The 18,831-nt window shown below is 55.7% G+C and carries 23 protein-coding genes and 1 pseudogene; 15 read left to right on the top strand and 9 right to left on the bottom strand.

Annotated elements, in window-relative coordinates; translation table 11 throughout:
- Nucleotides 1-232: 232 nt before the first annotated feature.
- Nucleotides 233-1,048 (top strand): MlaA family lipoprotein, encoded by an 816-nt coding sequence (locus tag ACR0L4_RS18315; protein WP_480514502.1) that lies wholly within the window; start codon nucleotides 233-235, stop codon nucleotides 1,046-1,048.
- Nucleotides 1,038-1,646: an MlaC/ttg2D family ABC transporter substrate-binding protein gene (locus ACR0L4_RS18310; protein ID WP_480514501.1), complete on the top strand. Its 609-nt coding sequence runs from the start codon at nucleotides 1,038-1,040 to the stop codon at nucleotides 1,644-1,646. Before ACR0L4_RS18315 ends, ACR0L4_RS18310 begins: the two co-directional genes overlap by 11 nt.
- Before the next feature lie 212 nt (nucleotides 1,647-1,858).
- Here the strand turns inward: ACR0L4_RS18310 and fliP are convergent, their stop codons facing one another.
- Genes fliP through fliF form a run of 4 tightly spaced genes read right to left on the bottom strand, consistent with a single transcriptional unit; the run spans nucleotide 1,859 to nucleotide 5,061 of the window.
- The gene (gene fliP, locus ACR0L4_RS18305; protein WP_170751887.1) at nucleotides 1,859-2,590 is read right to left on the bottom strand and encodes a flagellar type III secretion system pore protein FliP; all 732 of its coding nucleotides are present in this window, start codon (nucleotides 2,588-2,590) and stop codon (nucleotides 1,859-1,861) included.
- Nucleotides 2,590-2,877 (bottom strand): FliM/FliN family flagellar motor C-terminal domain-containing protein, encoded by a 288-nt coding sequence (locus ACR0L4_RS18300; RefSeq protein WP_170751890.1) that lies wholly within the window; start codon nucleotides 2,875-2,877, stop codon nucleotides 2,590-2,592. The genes fliP and ACR0L4_RS18300 overlap by 1 nt, the downstream gene beginning before the upstream one ends.
- Complete coding sequence (locus tag ACR0L4_RS18295; protein WP_480514499.1) at nucleotides 2,870-3,466, bottom strand: FliH/SctL family protein; 597 nt, start codon at nucleotides 3,464-3,466, stop codon at nucleotides 2,870-2,872. The genes ACR0L4_RS18300 and ACR0L4_RS18295 overlap by 8 nt, the downstream gene beginning before the upstream one ends.
- The gene (fliF, locus tag ACR0L4_RS18290; RefSeq protein ID WP_480514498.1) at nucleotides 3,466-5,061 is read right to left on the bottom strand and encodes a flagellar basal-body MS-ring/collar protein FliF; all 1,596 of its coding nucleotides are present in this window, start codon (nucleotides 5,059-5,061) and stop codon (nucleotides 3,466-3,468) included. Before fliF ends, ACR0L4_RS18295 begins: the two co-directional genes overlap by 1 nt.
- A gap of 119 nt (nucleotides 5,062-5,180) precedes the next feature.
- Here fliF and ACR0L4_RS18285 point away from each other — a divergent pair, with 119 nt between their 5' ends.
- Genes ACR0L4_RS18285 through ACR0L4_RS18265 form a run of 5 tightly spaced genes read left to right on the top strand, consistent with a single transcriptional unit; the run spans nucleotide 5,181 to nucleotide 9,839 of the window.
- Entirely contained in the window at nucleotides 5,181-5,669 is a 489-nt protein-coding gene (locus tag ACR0L4_RS18285; RefSeq protein WP_480514497.1) for a flagellar basal body-associated FliL family protein, read from the top strand.
- Nucleotides 5,670-5,678: 9 nt separating this feature from the next.
- The gene (locus ACR0L4_RS18280) at nucleotides 5,679-6,188 is read left to right on the top strand and encodes a hypothetical protein (RefSeq protein ID WP_480514496.1); all 510 of its coding nucleotides are present in this window, start codon (nucleotides 5,679-5,681) and stop codon (nucleotides 6,186-6,188) included.
- Nucleotides 6,185-6,769 (top strand): MotE family protein, encoded by a 585-nt coding sequence (locus ACR0L4_RS18275; RefSeq protein ID WP_170751900.1) that lies wholly within the window; start codon nucleotides 6,185-6,187, stop codon nucleotides 6,767-6,769. Before ACR0L4_RS18280 ends, ACR0L4_RS18275 begins: the two co-directional genes overlap by 4 nt.
- A gap of 47 nt (nucleotides 6,770-6,816) precedes the next feature.
- Nucleotides 6,817-7,686 (top strand): flagellar motor stator protein MotA, encoded by an 870-nt coding sequence (gene motA, locus ACR0L4_RS18270; protein ID WP_480514495.1) that lies wholly within the window; start codon nucleotides 6,817-6,819, stop codon nucleotides 7,684-7,686.
- Nucleotides 7,683-9,839, top strand: coding sequence for a hypothetical protein (locus ACR0L4_RS18265; protein ID WP_480514493.1), 2,157 nt, complete (start codon nucleotides 7,683-7,685; stop codon nucleotides 9,837-9,839). Before motA ends, ACR0L4_RS18265 begins: the two co-directional genes overlap by 4 nt.
- A 286-nt stretch (nucleotides 9,840-10,125) precedes the next feature.
- Here ACR0L4_RS18265 and betB read toward each other — a convergent pair whose 3' ends face one another.
- Nucleotides 10,126-11,580 carry a betaine-aldehyde dehydrogenase gene (gene betB, locus ACR0L4_RS18260; protein ID WP_480514492.1) on the bottom strand — a complete coding sequence of 485 codons (1,455 nt, stop codon included), beginning with the start codon at nucleotides 11,578-11,580 and terminating at the stop codon, nucleotides 10,126-10,128.
- A gap of 188 nt (nucleotides 11,581-11,768) precedes the next feature.
- Here betB and ACR0L4_RS18255 point away from each other — a divergent pair, with 188 nt between their 5' ends.
- Nucleotides 11,769-12,098 carry a hypothetical protein gene (locus ACR0L4_RS18255; RefSeq protein WP_170751907.1) on the top strand — a complete coding sequence of 110 codons (330 nt, stop codon included), beginning with the start codon at nucleotides 11,769-11,771 and terminating at the stop codon, nucleotides 12,096-12,098.
- 13 nt (nucleotides 12,099-12,111) lie between these two features.
- Here the strand turns inward: ACR0L4_RS18255 and ACR0L4_RS18250 are convergent, their stop codons facing one another.
- Nucleotides 12,112-12,612: a potassium channel family protein gene (locus ACR0L4_RS18250; RefSeq protein ID WP_480514491.1), complete on the bottom strand. Its 501-nt coding sequence runs from the start codon at nucleotides 12,610-12,612 to the stop codon at nucleotides 12,112-12,114.
- A 64-nt stretch (nucleotides 12,613-12,676) separates the two neighbouring features.
- Nucleotides 12,677-13,582 carry an oxygen-dependent tRNA uridine(34) hydroxylase TrhO gene (gene trhO, locus ACR0L4_RS18245; RefSeq protein WP_480514490.1) on the bottom strand — a complete coding sequence of 302 codons (906 nt, stop codon included), beginning with the start codon at nucleotides 13,580-13,582 and terminating at the stop codon, nucleotides 12,677-12,679.
- 93 nt (nucleotides 13,583-13,675) lie between these two features.
- On the opposite strand from trhO, the gene pncA reads away from it, so the two are divergent.
- The 6 genes and pseudogenes from pncA (at nucleotide 13,676) to ACR0L4_RS18215 (ending at nucleotide 17,987) form a co-directional block, all read left to right on the top strand.
- Nucleotides 13,676-14,269, top strand: coding sequence for a bifunctional nicotinamidase/pyrazinamidase (pncA, locus tag ACR0L4_RS18240; protein ID WP_480514489.1), 594 nt, complete (start codon nucleotides 13,676-13,678; stop codon nucleotides 14,267-14,269).
- Between the two features lie 328 nt (nucleotides 14,270-14,597).
- The gene (locus ACR0L4_RS18235) at nucleotides 14,598-15,158 is read left to right on the top strand and encodes a GNAT family N-acetyltransferase (RefSeq protein WP_170751915.1); all 561 of its coding nucleotides are present in this window, start codon (nucleotides 14,598-14,600) and stop codon (nucleotides 15,156-15,158) included.
- 140 nt (nucleotides 15,159-15,298) lie between these two features.
- Nucleotides 15,299-15,508 (top strand): hypothetical protein, encoded by a 210-nt coding sequence (locus ACR0L4_RS18230; protein WP_170751740.1) that lies wholly within the window; start codon nucleotides 15,299-15,301, stop codon nucleotides 15,506-15,508.
- A gap of 4 nt (nucleotides 15,509-15,512) precedes the next feature.
- Nucleotides 15,513-15,698: pseudogene (locus tag ACR0L4_RS18225) on the top strand (IS5/IS1182 family transposase); the annotation flags it as partial.
- 1,091 nt (nucleotides 15,699-16,789) lie between these two features.
- Nucleotides 16,790-17,359, top strand: a complete 570-nt coding sequence (locus ACR0L4_RS18220) for an SH3 domain-containing protein (protein WP_170751917.1) — start codon at nucleotides 16,790-16,792, stop codon at nucleotides 17,357-17,359.
- Between the two features lie 124 nt (nucleotides 17,360-17,483).
- Nucleotides 17,484-17,987, top strand: a complete 504-nt coding sequence (locus ACR0L4_RS18215; protein ID WP_170751919.1) for a hypothetical protein — start codon at nucleotides 17,484-17,486, stop codon at nucleotides 17,985-17,987.
- A gap of 67 nt (nucleotides 17,988-18,054) precedes the next feature.
- Here the strand turns inward: ACR0L4_RS18215 and ACR0L4_RS18210 are convergent, their stop codons facing one another.
- Together ACR0L4_RS18210 and ACR0L4_RS18205 are read right to left on the bottom strand one after the other, a co-directional pair.
- Nucleotides 18,055-18,426 (bottom strand): VOC family protein, encoded by a 372-nt coding sequence (locus ACR0L4_RS18210; protein ID WP_170751921.1) that lies wholly within the window; start codon nucleotides 18,424-18,426, stop codon nucleotides 18,055-18,057.
- Nucleotides 18,427-18,450: 24 nt separating this feature from the next.
- Complete coding sequence (locus tag ACR0L4_RS18205) at nucleotides 18,451-18,657, bottom strand: hypothetical protein (protein WP_480514594.1); 207 nt, start codon at nucleotides 18,655-18,657, stop codon at nucleotides 18,451-18,453.
- On the opposite strand from ACR0L4_RS18205, the gene ACR0L4_RS18200 reads away from it, so the two are divergent.
- A complete protein-coding gene (locus tag ACR0L4_RS18200; protein WP_480514599.1) occupies nucleotides 18,632-18,787 on the top strand; it encodes a hypothetical protein in 156 nt (51 codons plus the stop codon). The two genes, ACR0L4_RS18205 and ACR0L4_RS18200, sit on opposite strands and share 26 nt — an antisense overlap.
- The last annotated feature ends 44 nt before the right edge of the window (nucleotides 18,788-18,831 follow it).

Raw genomic sequence — 18,831 nt, 5'->3', positions numbered from 1 at the left:
GGGAAAGCCGGAAACAGGTTTTTTTGAATTCCGCGGGAACTGAGCGTATCTTTACTTATTCCGAACTATTGAACGGCTGTCACTTTACGAGGGTTGATCTGCCGCGTTAAACGCTAGGTGTTTCATTCACGAGCCGAAACCTCTATGTGACAACAACTTGTGTCTGTTTGACACAGTCGTATTGATTGATCGCCCGCTTTTTTTGGTGGGCCGTATTGGAGTAACAAAGACCGTGTCGAGCAAATTTGGCCTGAAACATCTTGTTGTTCTGTCACTCCTGACCGTTCTGTCGGCCTGTGCCACGCAGCCCCCGGAACAAGCCGCGCGCGGCGAGGTGTTCGATCCTTACGAAAACACCAACCGCGGCATTCACAAATTCAATCTGGGCGTTGACCGGTTTCTGTTTCGCCCCGCGTCCAAAGGGTATGTGAAGATTGTTCCCGATCCTATGGTGACCAGTTTCAGCACCTTCGCCGAGAATATCTCACTGCCCGGGCAGGCCATCGACTATCTGCTGCAGGGCAACCCGAAACAGATGGGCAATGCGCTGCTGCGGTTTGTGGTCAACATGACCGTTGGCGGATTCGGCCTTTCTGCACCGGCTGATGAGTTGAACCTGCCCCCCGTTGACACCGATTTTGGCGAAACCCTTCACATCTGGGGCTTTGGCGAAGGCGCCTATGTTGAACTGCCTTTCTACGGCCCGTCGACCACACGAGACGCGGTGGGCGTCGTGATCAACCTGTTTTCGAACCCGATCAACTTCACTCCGGTGCGGCCGGCTGACAATCTGGGCGTCTATGCCGAGGTGGTGCGCCGGATGGGCGATCGTGGACGGTTTTCGGATACAGTGGACTCGATCCTGTACGAAAGCGCCGACAGCTATGCCCAAGCCCGCCTGATCTATCTTCAAAACCGCCGCTTTGAACTTACACGCGATGACGAAGATGCCTTTCTGGATTTGTACAACGATCCCTATTCCGACACTGGCACCGACCCTGTCAGGGACCCCTTTCTCGACCCCTACGAGGACCCTTATGCTGAGTAAAACCTTGAACCGTCGTCATTTTCTGGCAACCTCCCTGGCTGGCGCGGCAACACTCGTCCTGCCCCAGCCTGCAATTGCTCTGACCGAAGCCGCTGCGACGCAGCTGGTCAACAGCGTCGTTGCCGATATCAACCGGGTTATCGCCTCAGGCAAATCCGAGAACGCCATGCTGCGCGATTTCGAAAAGATATTTGTGCAATATGCCGATGTTCCGATCATGGCGCGCTATGCGCTTGGGGCCGATGCCCGCACGGCTTCTCCGGCACAGCTGCGGAAGTTCACCAAAGCGTTCCAAAGCTATATCTCGCGCAAGTATGGCCGCCGCTTCCGCGAGTTCATCGGAGGCGAAGTCAATGTTCGCAATGCGCGCAAGATCAAGGCCGGGTATGAGGTCAGAACCTCGGTCAAACTGCGGGGCTCGTCGCCCTTTGACGTAACCTTTCTGGTGTCCGACAAATCCGGTCGGGACAAGTTCTACAACATGTTCATCGAGGGCGTGAACCTTCTGTTGACCGAACGCACCGAAATCGGCGCGATGCTGGATGCGCGCAAGGGCAACCTGGATCAACTGATCAATGACCTGAACGGGACGAGCTGAACCTGAGACCGTTGACCTTCTCTAAACTCAGGCAAGGGGAAGGTCACAACCGTACACGAGGTCGAGCAAGCAGTGCTCAAAGACGCCCGGTTTGTCCGAAAGGCTTTTTTGCGGATCATCCGGTGTTGTGAATAACCATTTCGCCCCGTCACTATGTTTGCCGTTCCCTACGGGACTGTTCGGTTTTTTGATATTGCTCCGGACGCGCCGTTCTATGGCATATAGCTCCGCACCAATGCGCTAGCGATCAGGGCCCACCCATCTGCAATCACGAAAAACGCCAGCTTGAAGGGCAGGGAAACAATCGCGGGCGGTACCATCATCATCCCCATCGACATCAGCACGGCAGCCACAACCAGATCGATGATCAGGAAAGGCAGAAAAATCAGAAATCCGATCTGAAAGGCCCGGGCAATTTCGGACAGCATGAAAGACGGCATCAGGACTGAAAGCGGTGCGTCGGGGGACAAGACAATTGCATCACCGCCGGGGCGCAACGCGGCCATTGCCTGAAACGTATCCATATCAAGCCTGGCCGCCATGAATTCGCGAAATGGGCGCAAGGCGCGCCCAAGGGCCGGTTCAACGTCCAGCGTTTCATTTATCATCGGCTGAATTCCCACGGTCCAGGCTTCGGTAAAGACCGGTTCCATGATGAAGTACGTCAGGAACAGAGCCAGACTGACGATCAGCATGTTGGGTGGCGATTGCTGAAGTCCAATGCCTTGCCGCAGGATCGCCAACACCGTGATCAAAAAGGGAAAGCAGGTGATCATGATCGCCAGACCCGGTGCCAGGCTCAGAACAGTGATCAGCAGTATCAGCTGTATTGTCCGAGCCGAAATGGACCCGCCTTCGCCCAGCGACAGCGTTACATCCTGCGCGATCGCAAGCGACGGCATCAAAATGGCCGCAGTTGCAATCAGCCAAAGCCACCAGCGCATCAGCCGATCCCGTTTTGCAAGTCAGCGATTTCGGTCAGACGTACGGCCAATTGCCCGGCATGATCACCCTCCATCTCTTCCAGCAGACCACGTGCGACCAATTGATCACCGACATAGAGATCCACCGGATCTTCGATACGCTTGTCCAGCGCCAGCACCGCGTTTTCACCCATATTCAACAGGTCTCGGATCAATGGGCGGGCGCGGCCAACCGAGACGGTCACCTCAATGGGTACCGCACCGAAAGGATTGGATTTTTCTGGTTTCTGGGATTGGGAATCAGTCATGGGACACAGCCTCTTTCGCCTCAAATATGTAGGATTCAAATGCCTGTGCGACCGACGCCAACAAGCTCGTGCAATCCACCTCGCGCCGGGATATCCCGACCTGCAGCCGCGCCTGTCCGGGCTGCAGCGACGGATCTTCAATCACGCGCGGGCGCTGGGGCATATCCGGTCGCAACACGCTCTCCACCTCGGCGCCGCGGCCTTCAGGCACCAGGATTTGCATGGGTTGATCTATCTGGTCGCGCGCCATGTCACGCAATTGTTCAGACAAGCGGATGGCAAAGCTTCGGTCGATGCTGTCTGGCAGTACCAACTGGACAAGGCTTTGAAACATCGGCTCCAACGACAACGTCATCCGGGTCAGCGCTTCGTGATACGTGAAGGACATGTCCTCCAAGGTCTTCGACAACTCGGTTGAGATATGACCGCGGCTTTGCTCCTGTGCCTGAATGGCGTCCTCCCACCCGGCACCATAACCATGATCAAAAGCGGCCAGCCTTTGTTCCTCCAACGCGTCTTCATCCAGAAGGTGTAGAGTGCCCCCTTCGACCTGAAGGGTGAAATCCTCTAGCAGATGCGCAATCGACATCAGACCCTCTCCTCCCCTTCTTCAAGCCAGCTGCGCAGAATCTCGACCGTTTCTTCCTGCTTGTCTCCGATCATGGCGCGCAGGCGATCCACGGGGTCTGCGTTGCTGTCCGAGGCCAACGCCGGTACGTCAGCTCCCGGCGCATTACCGGGTAGAGCGGTAAAGTCAGCCGCATCCTCTGAGGTGATTTCCCCGACAAGAACCTGTGCCTCCTGTGTTTCGGGCGCGGCACCGGAGGGTGGCAAAGCCTGCATCATCGCCGGTTTCATCAGGATTGGGCGGATCACGAACAAGGCCAGAACCAGAGACACCACTGCCAGCACGGCCATCTGGACCAGAGACATCGCGTCCAGATGGATGTGCTGCCACATCGAAGCCGAAGCCAGTGTGCCCTGCGGCGCGACCACTGGCAGATCGAGCGATTTGAGGGTGATCACATCGCCACGCGCTGCATCAAACCCGACGGCTGAGGCTACCAATTCTTCAAGGGCATCCAACTCGGACTGTGGCAAGGGCGCAAAGACGTCGCCCCCGGCGGCGTCCACCGACCGAGTGCCGTTCACCAGCACGGCCACCGTCAACCGTTTGATCGCGCCCGCGGCATTGTGCACTTCCAACTCGGTCTCGGAGACTTCGTAGTTCACACGTTCCCGGGTTTGGGTCGCGGTCGAATTCGATTCATCCCCACCCGCGCCATCCCCGTCAGGAAGATTTGACGCCACCGTGACGTCCGAAGAATGATTGCGCGCGCTGTCCGAGCGTTCCTCGACATCCGTACTGATCGCGACGCGCCCTTTTGGGTCAAAGCGGCGTTCCCGGATCGATTCGGTCTTGGTCACCGTGTCCACGCTGACTTCTACCACCGCGTTTCCGGCACCCACACGCGCCTCGACAAGTCGCAAAACCCGCTCGCGCAGTTGACGCGATTTGTCATCCGCCGTGTCGGCCGCAACCGCCGTGTCCTGCCCACCGATCACAGCACCATTCGAGTCGATCACCGCAACGTTTTCAGGCGCCAGCCCACTGACTGCCGATGCCACCAAGAAACGAATCGCTTTGGCCTGATCTGCGGTGATTTGCGCGCCGGACGGAACAAGATAGACCGACGCGGTCGGGGCCACGCTGCGCTGAAACGGGTTGGCTGAACCGTTGGCTATGTGCACACGGGCCTGGCTGATATGAGCGCTGCCAACGATTGTGCGCGCAAGTTCACCCTCTTTCGCGCGCCAATAGGCGGCATCGAACATCTGCGATGTGGTGCCAAAACCGCTGAGCGAGTCCAGCAGTTCATATCCGCGATTGCCGTTGGCTGGCAGGCCTTCGCTGGCCAGGGTCATGCGCAGCTCATCCCGCTGCGATTGCGGCACATAGATCGAGCCGCCCCGGATTTCATACGCGACCCCACGCTGATCCAGCGCACGGACGATATCACCTGCGGCCCCGCTTTCCAGACCCGCATACAGAAGGGTCATGGACGGCGCGGTCACCAAACGTGACATCCCAAGGACCCCGAGAAACACCAGCACAACTGCACCGGCGACGATGATTTGTTTTCGCCTGTCCAAACTTGCCCAGACAGTTCCGATCTGCTGCACGCTCACCTCCGACTCGCCGACATTCTGCCCGGCGCACCCTCTGTTTGAACGATTGCCCTTAACAATCGGTTAGTCCCTGCCGGGTTATGACAGGTGCAGATCGGATAGATGAGGACGTCATGACTGACGCAACTGCAGAAGAGGCAGCAGCCCCAAAACCGGCAGGCAAAAAAGGACTGATTGCAGGGGCGATTCTGGCTTTGGCCGGGGCGGCTGGCGGCTACTTCCTGACAACGTCGGGACTGTTGCCTTTCGGCGCGGTATCCGGGGTCCATGGCGATGAAATGGCCAATCCGCCCATAGCCCTGCCGGAAGTTGGATTTGTCGATCTTCCGCCCGTGATCGTGTCAGTGAATGCGACAGAATCGCGGCATCTGAAGTTTCACGCGCAACTCGAAGTTAACGCGGCCTACATCTCTGACGTGGAAAAAATGCAACCACGAATCATGGACGTGCTGAACGGGTATCTGCGTGCGGTCGAAACCTCGGATCTCGAGGATTCTTTGGCGTTGATGCGTATCCGGGGCCATCTGCTGCGGCGCATCGAAATCGTCGTCGGTGAAGGTCGCGTGCGCGACGTTCTGGTGATGGAATTTGTAATGAACTAGGAGGCGAAATTGGAGCTGATCGCGGATATTTTGCTGGTCGCAGGTGCGCTTGGCGCCGGTCTCTATTGCTTTGTGCTGTCCCGGCGGCTCAAGCGGTTTACTGATTTGGAACAAGGCGTAGGCGGTGCTGTCGCAGTGCTGTCGACCCAGGCTGAAGAGCTGAAAAAATCGCTGGACAGCGCGCGCGCAGCCTCGGAGCGGTCGGGGGATACCCTGCAAGACGTGACTGAACGTGCGCAATCGGTTGCACAAAGGCTGGAACTGATGATGGCGTCCATGCATGACGTCATTCCGGAACAGGTCCAACCTTCTGAACCGGTCACCAAGGAGGATCCGCCGACCGAAACGGACGAAGGTGAGCAAAATTCGGAACAGGTCGAACTGCCCGTGTCGTACGACGCGTCAAAGGACGCCACAGAACCCGACCTGCCTGTTGAAGTTGGACCAGCAGAAAACAAAGCGCCTGAGGGCCTGATGTTTTTCCGCCATGATCGCCAGCGCAGTGAGCCTGCGGAATGAAACGTGCCCCTGCAAAGACAAACAGAGCCCGTCCGCGCGGCGGCGTTCTGGCGGTGATCGCACTCCTCATGATCGGATCGGCAGCAATTCGGTTGGGTCTGGAAGCCGGACCTGCCTTGGCCAAATCCGCGGACCCAGAAAAGACTGCGGATCAACCTGTGGTGACGGGCGCGCCGGATCTCCAGGTGCTTTTGACCGAACTTTTGAATCGGGAAAAAAAGTTGGTTCAGCGGGAAAAGGCAATGAGGGACAAGGAAAAGGCGCTTGAGATTGCAGGTGACGCCATCGAAACGCGGTTGGTGGCCTTGCAACAGGCCGAAGAAGATCTGCGCGAAACACTCGCACTGGCAGACAAAGCCGCCGAAACCGACCTGATCCGCCTGACAGACATGTACCAGAACATGAAACCAAAAGACGCTGCCGCACTGTTCGAGACGATGGAACCGAGTTTCGCAGCAGGTTTCCTGTCTCGCATGACACCTGATGCGGCGGCGGGCGTACTGGCCGGGCTCAGCCCGGAAGCCGCTTATACGATCAGTGTTGTCATGGCAGGCCGCAACGCCGCAGCACCGCAGGAGTAGACGCCCGTGCCACTCAGATCAGCCCAACCCAAAGCCGGAGATCGCAAATGATTGGAATTGTCGGAATTGTCATCATTTTCGTCATGGTGTTCGGCGGGTACCTTGCCGCTGGCGGCAAGATGACGATTATCATGAAGTCTTTGCCATTTGAGATGATGATGATCGGCGGCGCCGCCGTGGGTGCCTTTCTGATCAGCAACGATATCGGCGGGATCAAACACACAATCAAGGATATGGGCAAGGTCTTCAAAGGTCCGAAATGGAAGCCCCAGGACTATCGGGATCTTCTTTGCCTTTTGTTTTCATTGATCCGCATTGCACGGGCAAATCCGGTAGAAGTTGAACAACATATCGAAGATCCCCAGAATTCGAGCCTGTTTTCCGCCTATCCCAAGATCCAGTCCGACAAGGAAGCCGTCGATCTGATCTGCGACACGATGCGGTCGGCGGCACTGAACTATGATGATCCACATCAGGTCGAAGAGGTGCTGGAAAAACGGATGGAGGCGAACTTTCATCATGCGATGCATTCCAGCCATGCCTTGCAAACGGTGGCTGACGGCCTTCCTGCCCTCGGGATTGTCGCAGCGGTGTTGGGTGTGATCAAAACGATGGGTTCGATCGATCAGCCGCCAGAAGTTTTGGGCAAATTGATCGGCGGGGCCTTGGTCGGGACGTTTCTGGGTGTGTTTCTGGCCTATGGTTTGGTTGGTCCTTTTGCCGGCAAGTTGAAAAATGTAGTGGAAGAGGACAATCACTTCTACCAACTGATCAAAGAGGTTCTGGTTGCCAATCTGCACAACCACAACGCCGCCATGTGCATCGAAGTTGGTCGCCAGAACACGCCCACCCACAACCGACCGGGGTTCACCGAGCTGGAGGACGCGCTCAAAGAACTCAAACAGGCAGCTGCATGAAACGGGTTACTTTGCTGACGTCAGTCTTGATTGCGGCAGCGACAACGGCCGCTTCTCAAAACCTGACAGTACGCTCAGGTGAACACGACAGCTATACGCGTCTTGTTGTTCAGATACCGCAGGGCACGAATTGGGCGCTTGCACAGCGCAAGAATGGGGCACGGCTGAGCGTCGCGATTGACGATGCCAAATTTCAGACAAATGGCGTGTTTGGTCGTTTGTCGTCAGGCCGACTATCCGCGCTATCACAAACTGAACCAGGGGCAGCGCTGAACATGGAGTTCGGATGTGACTGCGTGGCTTCTGCTTTTTTGTTTCAACAATCGATGATTGTCATAGACATAGCGCCCGGTGTCCTGCCGCCTCCACTTTCTGCCGATATCCCTGCTCCGCAACCCATGCCACGGGCGGACGCGCCCAAAGTGCCTGAGTCTTTGGCCCTGCCGCTTTTGACTGGGCACAAACAGGTGTTCAAGGATCAGCTTTCGATCCGTTTGCTTCAGGGTGCCGATCGCGAGATTATGGATCTGGACCTCGCACCCGTAGGGCCCCGCCTCTCGAGTCTGCCAAATGTCGCCAGCTTGCCGTCAGACCTCACTGCGAACCTCAATGTTACAACGGTGCTAGACGAGCTTGAAGCGTTGCTGGGGCCCAACGTGCCGCAAATAGAAAAACGACCCCCCTGTATTGCAGATGCTGAACTGGGATTTACCACCTGGTCTGACACGCGCCCATTTGTTGAACAGGTTGCAGACTTCCGCACGGGTTTGTTTCAGGAATTTGATCGCGTCGACAAACAGAAAGCCATTGGGCTTGCAAAGCTATATGCCTTCTATGGGTTTGGCGCCGAGGCAACCGCCACACTTGCACTGATTGAAACGCAAACGCGCGACCAGGCATGGGTTAGGGCCATCGCTGGGGTTGTTGACGAACGGGACGCAGCGGACGACGGTCCCTTTCGTGGACTGCAACGCTGCGACGGCAATTCGGCCCTCTGGGCACTGCTGACCGAAAAGGTACTGAGTGCCGATGCAGACTTGGACGCCATCGAACAGTCTTTTGCACAGTTGCCTCGGCATTTGCGTCGCAGCCTGGGTCCAGCGCTGTCGTCAATTCTGGTGGATGCGGACCAACTGGAACCTGCCCGGCGGATCATGCGCTCGGTTGATCGCGTCGAACCTGGTGTTCGCCCGAGTTTCGCCAAGGCTCGGATCGCTGAGGCAGAAGGAGATCATGTAACGGCCGAAACCATGCTGCAGGAGGTAGTCTCTGCTTCGGAAACGGCAAAGGATGCGCCACTCGCCTTGGCCAGACTTGTTGAAAAACGATGGGTAGACCAAGGCTCGGTTTCTTCCCGGGAACGTGACCTGGCGGCAGCCTTTGCCATGGAATTCAGAGCTTCCGAGATCGGACCCATGATGCAACGGACACATGTCGTTGCGCTGGGTCTGAGCCACGAGTTCGACAGCGCGTATTCCCTGATCCAAAGCCTGCCCGAGGGCGAGACTCGCAAGGATAGCTTGACTCGGCATCTGCACATCCTGGCCACACGGGCTGACGACATCACGTTTCTCAAGCAGGCGCTGGCCATGTCTGACAAGGAAATCGAAACGTTGACCACAGAAACTGCAATCACGCTATCAGATCGGCTGGGGAGGCTGGGTTTTGCAACTCAGAGCTCTGCCTTTGCCAATCGCTCCCATGACACGACAGACCGCGCCCAACGCGCAAGGTTGCGCGCACGCGCAGCCCTGCTTGACGGTCAGCCCAACAAGGCCTTGCTGGAGTTGTCAGACGACACATCCAATGAGGCCGACAGCTTGCGTGCGTGGGCTCTGGCCGTGAACGAAGACTATGAAGCCGCTGGAGATCTGCTGCGGGGTCTTGGTGACGCTCAGGCAGCAAACCGGTACTTTTGGCTGGCCAATTTACCAGGGGACATCAACGCGCAGGCGGGCGGAGTTTTTGTTGATTTGAATACGATCACTCAAGAACTGGCCAAACAAGTTGAACGCCGGTCCGATACGCCTCTAGCAGATGCTGAAAACCTGCTCGGCGACAGTGAAATGACCCGTCAAAAAATCACCGCGATGCTGGATATGCTGGACCAAAAGCAGACGTTGGCAGAAGACCAAGCAAACGACGCCCAGTAAGGCCGGGACGCCCCGAGATTACCGCCTGATGATCCATACGGTGGCTCTGGCGGGCGGACGAGCAAATGATCCCCTCACCAGAAACCTACGCACTTTTATCTGTGAGAAAAGTTGGTTCAAAGCACCCAAAGTGTCATTGACGGATTGGGACGTCCAAGGTCTTGGCCGGGTGGTATGGTCAAATTCAACCCTGCGCGAACCGCACAGAGGTGTCGGATACCAACCAAGAGGTACATGCGCGCGCTCTGTTCCCGAAACACGCGGCCGGGAACAGAGGCGGCTGATTTCAGTACGGCGCTTCGACGTCGTTCATCGATACGTAGACCGTCTTCATTTCGCTGAAATGGTTGATCGCCAGCTTGGAATTCTCACGCCCCACACCGGACATTTTGGATCCACCGAACGGCGCTTCGACCGGCGCCAGATTGTAGGTGTTGATGTAGCACGTTCCAGCCTCGAACCCGGCCACGACGCGATGTGCGCGGGTCAGGTCGTTTGTGAACACACCGGCGGCGAGACCAAATTCTGTATCGTTGGCGCGGGTCAGCACCTCGTTTTCGGTGTCGAAATCCAACACCGCCATGACCGGGCCAAAAATCTCTTCACGCGCGATCGTCATATCATCGGTGACGTCGGCAAAAACTGTGGGCTGCATGTAGAAGCCGTGGCCGTCGATACGCTCGCCACCAAAAACCAAACGTGCGCCCTCGGCCTTGGCTTTTTCGATGTAGCCCAGCGCAATGTTCATCTGGTTTTCGCTGACCATTGGCCCGAAATTGACATCTTCATCCAGTGGATCACCGATCTTGACCGTCGCCAGGCGTTCAGCGAGACGGTTCAGAAAAGCGTCTTTGATGCCTGCCTGAACGAAAACGCGCGTACCGTTGGAGCACACCTGACCCGAGGAATAGAAATTACCCAATATCGCGCCCGAGACCGCGTTTTCGATGTCGGCATCGTCGAATACTATCATCGGGGATTTGCCGCCCAATTCCATAGTGACATGCTTCATGCCATCTGCAGCAGCGGCATAGACTTTGCGGCCCGTTGGCACTGACCCCGTCAATGAAACCTTGGCAACGCGCGGGTCGGTCACCAGCGATGCGCCTACGTCGCCATAGCCCTGGACGACATTATAAACACCTTTGGGCGCACCGGCTTCGATGAGGATTTCAGCCACTTGAAGCGCAGACAGAGGCGTGGTCTCGGATGGCTTGAACACCATCGTGTTGCCGCAGGCCAAGGCCGGAGCGCCTTTCCAACAGGCAATCTGGGTGGGATAGTTCCATGCACCGATCCCAACGCAGACGCCCAGTGCTTCGCGAATGGTATAGACAAAGTCGCCGCCGCCGAGGGGAATGTGTTCGCCAGTCAGGGATGCCGCCAGACCCCCGAAATACTCTAACGCGTCGGCTCCGCTGGTTGCGTCGGCTACCAAGGTTTCCTGAAGGGGTTTGCCAGTGTCATGGGTTTCCAGGATCGACAATTCGCGGTTGCGATCACGCATGATGTCGGCGGCGCGGCGCAGTACGCGGCCACGTTCGGTGCCCGACATGGCCTCCCAGTCGGCCTGCGCGGTCTTGGCGCTGGCCAGGGCCTGTTCGACAATCTCGGGCGTGGCCGAATGCAGTTGGGCAATCACCTCTCCGGTTGCTGGATAGATCACGTCGATCTTGGTGCCGTTGGCATCTTCGACATACGCGCCATCGATGAAATGGCTGGCCTTGGGTTGGAACTTCATACCAGATCCTTTTCGTTTCTGATGCGCCCTGCACAGGCGCGTGGGGCCGTCAAAATCGGCCTATCGGTTATTGATTGATCAGTCAATAAACTTGCCGGGACGGCAGGAACATGCCGGTCAGACAGTGCCCCCCTTGAAAAATTTGGTTGATGTTCTATTTATGTTCTACATCGTCAGAGGATAAACCGATGGCACAACACAGACGCAATCTGGCAAATCAAGGCCCCAACAACGACTATCACCTGCTGCCGGTGACCGACCGCCAAATGCGCTACGCTCAGGCCATCGCGGAACGGTCTTCGCTGGAGATTCCGGTCGAGGCGCAAGGAGACCGTCGGATGTTGTCGGATTGGATCTCGGCACACAAGCCGCGCGCGACATCGCAGTTCGACAATTACCCCACAGGCAAACAGGTTGCTTTTGCCGAGCGGATCTCACGCAGCAAACGCCGCCCGATCCCGTCCGAGTGCTTTCGGGACAAGCGGATGATGTCGCGTTGGATCGATCAGAACAAATAGCCGGTTTGAAAGCCTAGTGGTTGTGGTTTCGGGAATACAGCGATACCGCAGCGGCCACAAACATCCCAAGCAGGATATAGCCGGTGACGGCCTCGGACACGGCTAACCCGCGGCACAAGCCGGTCGGGGCCATATCGCCATACCCGACAGTGGTGAAGGTAACATATGAGAAATACAGGATGTCGGCCGGACCTTCCGCGCCGACGACACAATTGTCCTTGTACCCAAAGGCACCATACACAGCTGCAAACAGGAAGGGCACAACCTGAATGAAGGACACGCCCATAAGAAACAAAAGCCTGCGCGGTGATTTCACCTGGGTCATGTAGTACCACGATTGAGATACGATCCAGATCAGCAACCCGACTGACGCAATTGTACCAATCGTATCGCCGGCGGCGGTCTCACTCAGCCGCGACAGGCCAAACCACGCCAGGAAACTGGCCAACACCAACCCGGCAGCGGCCAGGAAGGTTGATTTCCATTCTGCCAAAGTTGTCGGTTTTCGGGACATTCAATCTCCGTCATGCCTGGATGGGCTTGATCATGGGGATTCCGACCGGACCTGCAAGCGGAATTCAGACACTGCCCAAGTGCTCGTTGCCACGTGACCGGGCCAACATGATCTGTTTTTGCCGCTCGCGAAAACGCATCTTGTCGGCGTCCGAGGTCTCGTCCACGCAATGATGGCAGGCCACGCCATGCTCGTATTCCGGGCGTTTCATATCCTCGGGCAGGATCGGGCGGCGGCATCCATGGCACAGATTATGTGGCCCTTCGACCAGTCCATGCCCGACAGACACGCGATTGTCGAACACGAAACACTCTCCGTGCCACGTGCTGTCTTCGGCAGGCATTTCTTCAAGATAGCGCAGGATACCCCCTTTGAGGTGATAGACATCCTCGACCCCCTGCCCCAGCAGGTAATTGGTGGATTTCTCGCACCGGATACCGCCGGTGCAGAACATCGCCACACGCTTGTTGTGAAACCGGTCCTTGTTCTTCTCCCACCAATCAGGGAATTCCCTAAAACTGGCGGTTTCAGGATCTAGTGCGCCCTCGAACGTGCCAATCGCCACTTCATAGTCATTGCGCGTATCGATCACCACAACGTCGTCCGAGCGGATAAGCGCGTTCCAGTCCTCGGGCTCGACATAATTGCCGACGCGTGCGCGTGGGTCGACATCCGGCTGCCCCATGGTCACGATCTCTTTCTTCAGGCGGACCTTCATCTTGCCGAAGGGCGGGTGGTCGGCAGTGGCCTCTTTCCAGTCCAGATCGGCGCATCCGGGCAGGGCCTTGATATGCGCCAGAACGGCGTCAATGCCTGCGCGCGGCCCCGCAATTGTGCCGTTGATGCCTTCTTGCGCCAGCAAAAGGGTACCTTTGACCGATTGCACGCGGCACAGGTCCAGCAAAGGCCCGCGCAAAGCAGCGTGATCTGGGAATCGGGTAAAATGATAGAGAGCAGCAATCGTATACATGGGCGCGGTCTAAACCTGCTGGAACAGAGTCGCAAGGGATCGGATTGACGCCCTCTGCGCCACGCCGTACCGATAAGTGAAAAGGAGATCGCCATGACCCACGCCCTGCTTGTCATCGATGTTCAAAACGATTTCTGCCCCGGCGGCGCGCTGGCCGTGGCCGAAGGAGACGAGATCGTCGCCCCGATCAACGCCATGATGGACGAGTTCGACGCCGTTATCCTGACGCAGGACTGGCACCCGGTGGGTCATTCCTCGTTCGCAAGCTCTCATCCGGGCAAGGGCGCGTTCGAGATGATCGAAATGCCCTATGGCCCGCAAGTTCTGTGGCCGGATCACTGTGTTCAGGGCACTCATGGGTCGCGTTTTCACCCTGACCTGCGCACCGATGGCGATCTGATCATTCGAAAAGGGTTCCGCAGTGATATCGACAGCTATTCAGCGTTTTTCGAAAACGATCAGACCACCCCAACGGGTCTGAAAGGCTATTTGGAGACGCGTGGTATTGCACAGCTGACCTTAGTGGGTCTAGCGACGGATTTCTGTGTGCACTTCTCGGCGGTTGATGCGGCCAGACTGGGATTTGATGTCACCGTTCTGCAAAGCGCATGTCGCGCCATCGACATGGATGGGTCTCTGGCAACCGCGCAACAGGCCATGGTGGCGGCAGGGGTCACGCTCGTCTAGCCTTAGGGTTTGACCAGAGCCCTGGCTCCTGCACAACCGCTTCTGTGTTCTCGCCCCGGATGCAGCCTATCAGGCTGCTCTGAAACCCGATTTTCCGGCCATTTGTGATTAGAGTTTCCCGTGAAGAATCCCTGGCTGGGAGAAGGAGCGATGCTTTTTAGGATGATGTTGAAGATGCCGCATCTGCAAATGCATAAAGGCTGGCCGTCGTGTTCACTGGCCCGCACCTACCTCAGATTCCAACCCAATATGCTGCGGTGCAGAATTGTGATACAGTGGTTTTATAAGCACTTTCGCCATTCTTCCTAGCAAGGCAGGGGCAAGAAAAATGCACGAGGTAGCAATAAGAAGACTGCGAAAATACGATAAATCTCTGGTTGTTAGCCACTTTCACAACCTGGACAACGACGCCCTACAGTCTCGTTTCGGCGCAACGGTTAACTCACAAGCGATAGACTCCTATATCTCGGGAGTTTTTGGCAATGCAGCATTGGTTTATGGAGCGTTCCCAGACGCGCATCTTCGCGGCGTGGGGGAGTTGCGTACGTTGGCTGGCGACACACACACCATTGCAGAAGCAGCTTTCACTGTTGAAGAACCGTGGCAGGGTCAGGGAATTGGTGATGCCTTGCTGTCACGGCTCATCACTGCCGCACAAAATCGTGGAATTCGAGAAGTTCACATGGTGTGTCTAGCGACCAATCAAAAAATGCGTCGGCTGGCCGCCAAGCACGAAGCCGAACTGGCGCTTGTTCCCGGTCAGATAGAAGCAACTCTGACAACGCCATGGCCCACCGCGTTAAGCATGGTCAGGGAAATCACAGGAGAATACCACGCATTTGCGCACGCGGTCCTGCGCTGGCCCGGATCCTTCACCAACGAGACCTGATTGACACAGGGTTTTTGCCAATTCGAAGGAACGGTCGGCGACGTTTGATTGCATTTTCTTAACGGTAGCGCAAAGAACACCTCATGCGGCAGCACCATCTTGTTTCTTTAAATGGGTAACAATCATTGGGAGCGACTGAGATGGCAGAAATTGTAACTCGACAGGCGAACGGGTTTTGGGGGCTGTTTTTTGCGGCGCCGGAAGAAAGACGGGCGCACCGAAAACGCAAGTTGAAAGCCCGCGAGAGGCAAAGAGAACTCGATCAGCAGGTCGCCAAGGACTTGCGGGATGTTGGGTATTTCGACGACCACATGCCTGACGCTTACTTTTATCGCCACTACTATTTCTGACGGGATCCGAGGCAGGAAGTCTCGCGATAAGCCGGTGCAATAACACAAGCGCAGGCACAAAAAAACGCAACCGTATCGAGATCATGTTCGACCGGTTGAAGGATTGGCGCCGAGGAACAACACGCCACGATAGATGCTGAAAGTGTTTCTATCAGCCGTCGCACTCGCAGCCGCCATCATTCTTTGGCTCGGAAACTCAATGAGTCTGGAACCTAAGAAACGGAAGCGGTTGTTTTCGGCTGTCAGCGAAGCTTACAAGAATCTGAATTCATCCAATAGCTTGGTTCACAACCAGCTAGGCGACGCACTCTTACTTGATGATGATGATTTTTTCTCAGACGATAGCAAGATGGACAACCTTCGGGAATGGCACAGCGTTGAGCTAGAAAGGGAGTTTGTGGGCTATATCTCCTATGCTTTGAGGAGGTTTAATACCAGAGCAAATATATGGAAAAATTAATTATATCAATAATTTAAGACGATCAACAAGACGCGTGCTTAACAAATGGGCAAAAGACCGGTTGCAGGTGATGAGAGACGAGATTTCGTTTAGAGAGGCGATTTTGTGATTTTTACGCGACAAAGACTGAGGTGGTGTTTGAAATCGTTATAGCGAAAATCGTCTGGGCTATCAGAGCAACTGACTTTTTTGTTTAGCGGTGCCAGCAATTCTAGCAGGCCCCACTTCACGAATCCGGAATTCTTTAGCTGTCGCGCAACAAACCATCGAACAGCTTGGGAAGCGGTGACGTACTCGGGCTAGTTGCGCGGCGAATTCGATGAAGCCAGATCGTGACGAACCCTATCGACCCCTAGCTGAGGGCGAGTTTGTTCTGCCGACGGCCATGGGAAAGTGATGAAAACCTGATGCGATTGGAGTTGGACGCAGTCCGAACTGCGGGGCATCTAAAAAAACGCAAGGAGTTGTGCGCCGCGAAAGAAGCTTCTAGGTCACTCTGTCCCACCAGTCTTTCCGATCGCTGAGGGGCGGAATATCGGCATGAAAAGCGGCTCGCCTCTGAGACTGCCGAGCTAGCGGGGGTTTCGCGCCAGCATACTTAACCGCGCCATATCCCGCGCTGAGCAAACCGGCCAAGAGGCCCGAAACCTAATACGCGACACCAAGCTGAACAACGGCGCGTTCCTGGATCGTCTTAAGGGTGTTGCAAGTTGCAACACAAAGTCGGGTAGGCCAATATTGTCTGTAGATTGGGGCTACCTTGGCTGAGATCGGATTAGACGGTGTAACTTAACAAGGTCATTTTGCGGACGGGAAATCCTATGAGACACTTATTGCTCTGCCTAACAACGGCATTTTTTGTACCTTTGGTGGCAAACTCAGCCCTTGCCGAGACACAAGGTTTCACCACCACTTCCGTCCATATGCGAGCCGGTCCAAGTACGAATTACCCAGTCGTCGCCACGTTGCCGCAAAACGCGACAATCGAGATTTACGGTTGCCAGACTGGCTATAGCTGGTGCGATACGGGGTGGAATAGCGCACGCGGCTGGATATCGTCAAACTACATTCTCACCGAAAGTGACGGCTCGAAAAAGGTCATGAACCCGGTGCTTGCTGCAGCGCTTGGCATCGCGATTGTAGAATTCAGTCAGGCGTATTGGGAAAATCACTACCAGGCCTACCCTTGGTATGTGTATTGGAACCGCTACTATCACCCCTACCATCCGGCCCCAGGTCCGTACTGCTATCACGCTCCTCAAGACCCTGAGTGTCACTTTGGCCCTTTTTACGCCAACCCGCCTTTTCAAGCTGCTCCACATCACTACCACGGCGGCGGCCAAGGGCATCACCACCATCACGACAATGGTCATGGTCACCATCATCATTGACGGGTTAGGATAGCGCCGAAAAAACGGGGCGTGCCCAACCACAAGCACGCCCCAGTCTCAGGGAGAAGAAAGAAATCTCGCGTTCGAAACACACCAGGAACGCTAACTCGTCAATACACTCAATATGCTCAGCCTTGTGACGTTGGTCAGTGAAGTGCGTCACACACTCTTCAAAAAACATGACATTGCCGAATCCAACGCGTTTGACAGAATCTTGTTCTTAGCGGACCATAGTTGCCAGGGCGCATGCATTTCGCGCTGCATTATTTTAAGTATTTTTTTTGGAGTTATTATGAGCGTTTTCTATGGCATTTTGTTTTCTCTGTTCACCGCCGCCGTGGTCATTGCAGGTGACCTATTCATCAAAGTTGCTGCGGATGGCGCCAGGGCGATTGCGTCTCCGCCCATGCTTGTGGGCATCTTTCTCTATGCCTGTTCCGCTATCCTTTGGTATTTCGCGATGCGTCATGTGACACTCGGGCAAGCTGCAGTAGCTTATTCAATGTTGTCGTTGATAATCCTTTGCGGCGCTGGTTGGGCTTTCTTCGACGAGCATGTTGGGCCTCGCGAACTGGTGGGCGTCGGTTGCGCCTGTTTGGCTATGGTTTTGATGATGCGGGTTGCGTGAAGTCGACTACTGGTCGCAGTACTGGCTGAGATCGCCGTGGATTCTATGTTGAAGGTGAATCAGGCCGTCAGTCGGTTTCGAAATCAACGTGAATGTGGTTGCCGTCAATGTCCCGGAGATTGACCTGCACAATCGGCATCCCTGGTATTCGATCAACGGTGTGAGCAATGCTCATCCTTTCCAACTTCCCCACAAACGCTTTCAGGCCACTACCCTTGAAGGCAAAGTGTTCCAGCGTAGGATTCGCTCCAACCGAAGGCTCTTCTGCTACTCCGACCAAGTGCACGACCGCTGTATCACTCAGATACAGCCAAGCACCGGGGAACTTGAAATCCGGTCGTTTTCCTGAGTACAAGCCCAGTACTTTTCCATACCACTCAACCATTTCTTCAAGTTTAGTGGTGCGTACGTTCACGTGGTCAAAAGCTATCAGTGTCATGACAGGTTTCTATCAGCTCTCTTCCTAAAAAACATTTGGATCAGTTTCCCTGACCAGAACCACCCCAGCGCCTTTTGCTGTGTCTCCCTCTTCCAGGAACTGAATGCCTTGGGCCTCAAAGGTAGCTCGGATCGCTATAGCCGTTTCCGTTCGACCACCCAGCGGGCCATCATTGGCCTCAAGTCTGGCGATAGTGGGATAAGAAATGCCCGAACGCTCGGCTAAATCCACTTGCGACCAAGCCAACAAGGCGCGTGCAGCCTTGATTTGCCTATTTGATAGAATTTCTATTGATATTTGTGTTGCTCGCTATGATATGATTTCTATCAATATCACAACCGGAGGAATCAGCAAAGATTGAACGACGCGTTTGAGCGAACGGAGAAGTTTTGTCCTATCCCAAAA

Source organism: Ruegeria sp. AB5, assembly GCF_056542645.1.
The sequence above is the reverse complement of the archived record's forward strand: the minus strand, read 5'-3'. Positions and strand labels throughout refer to the sequence as shown.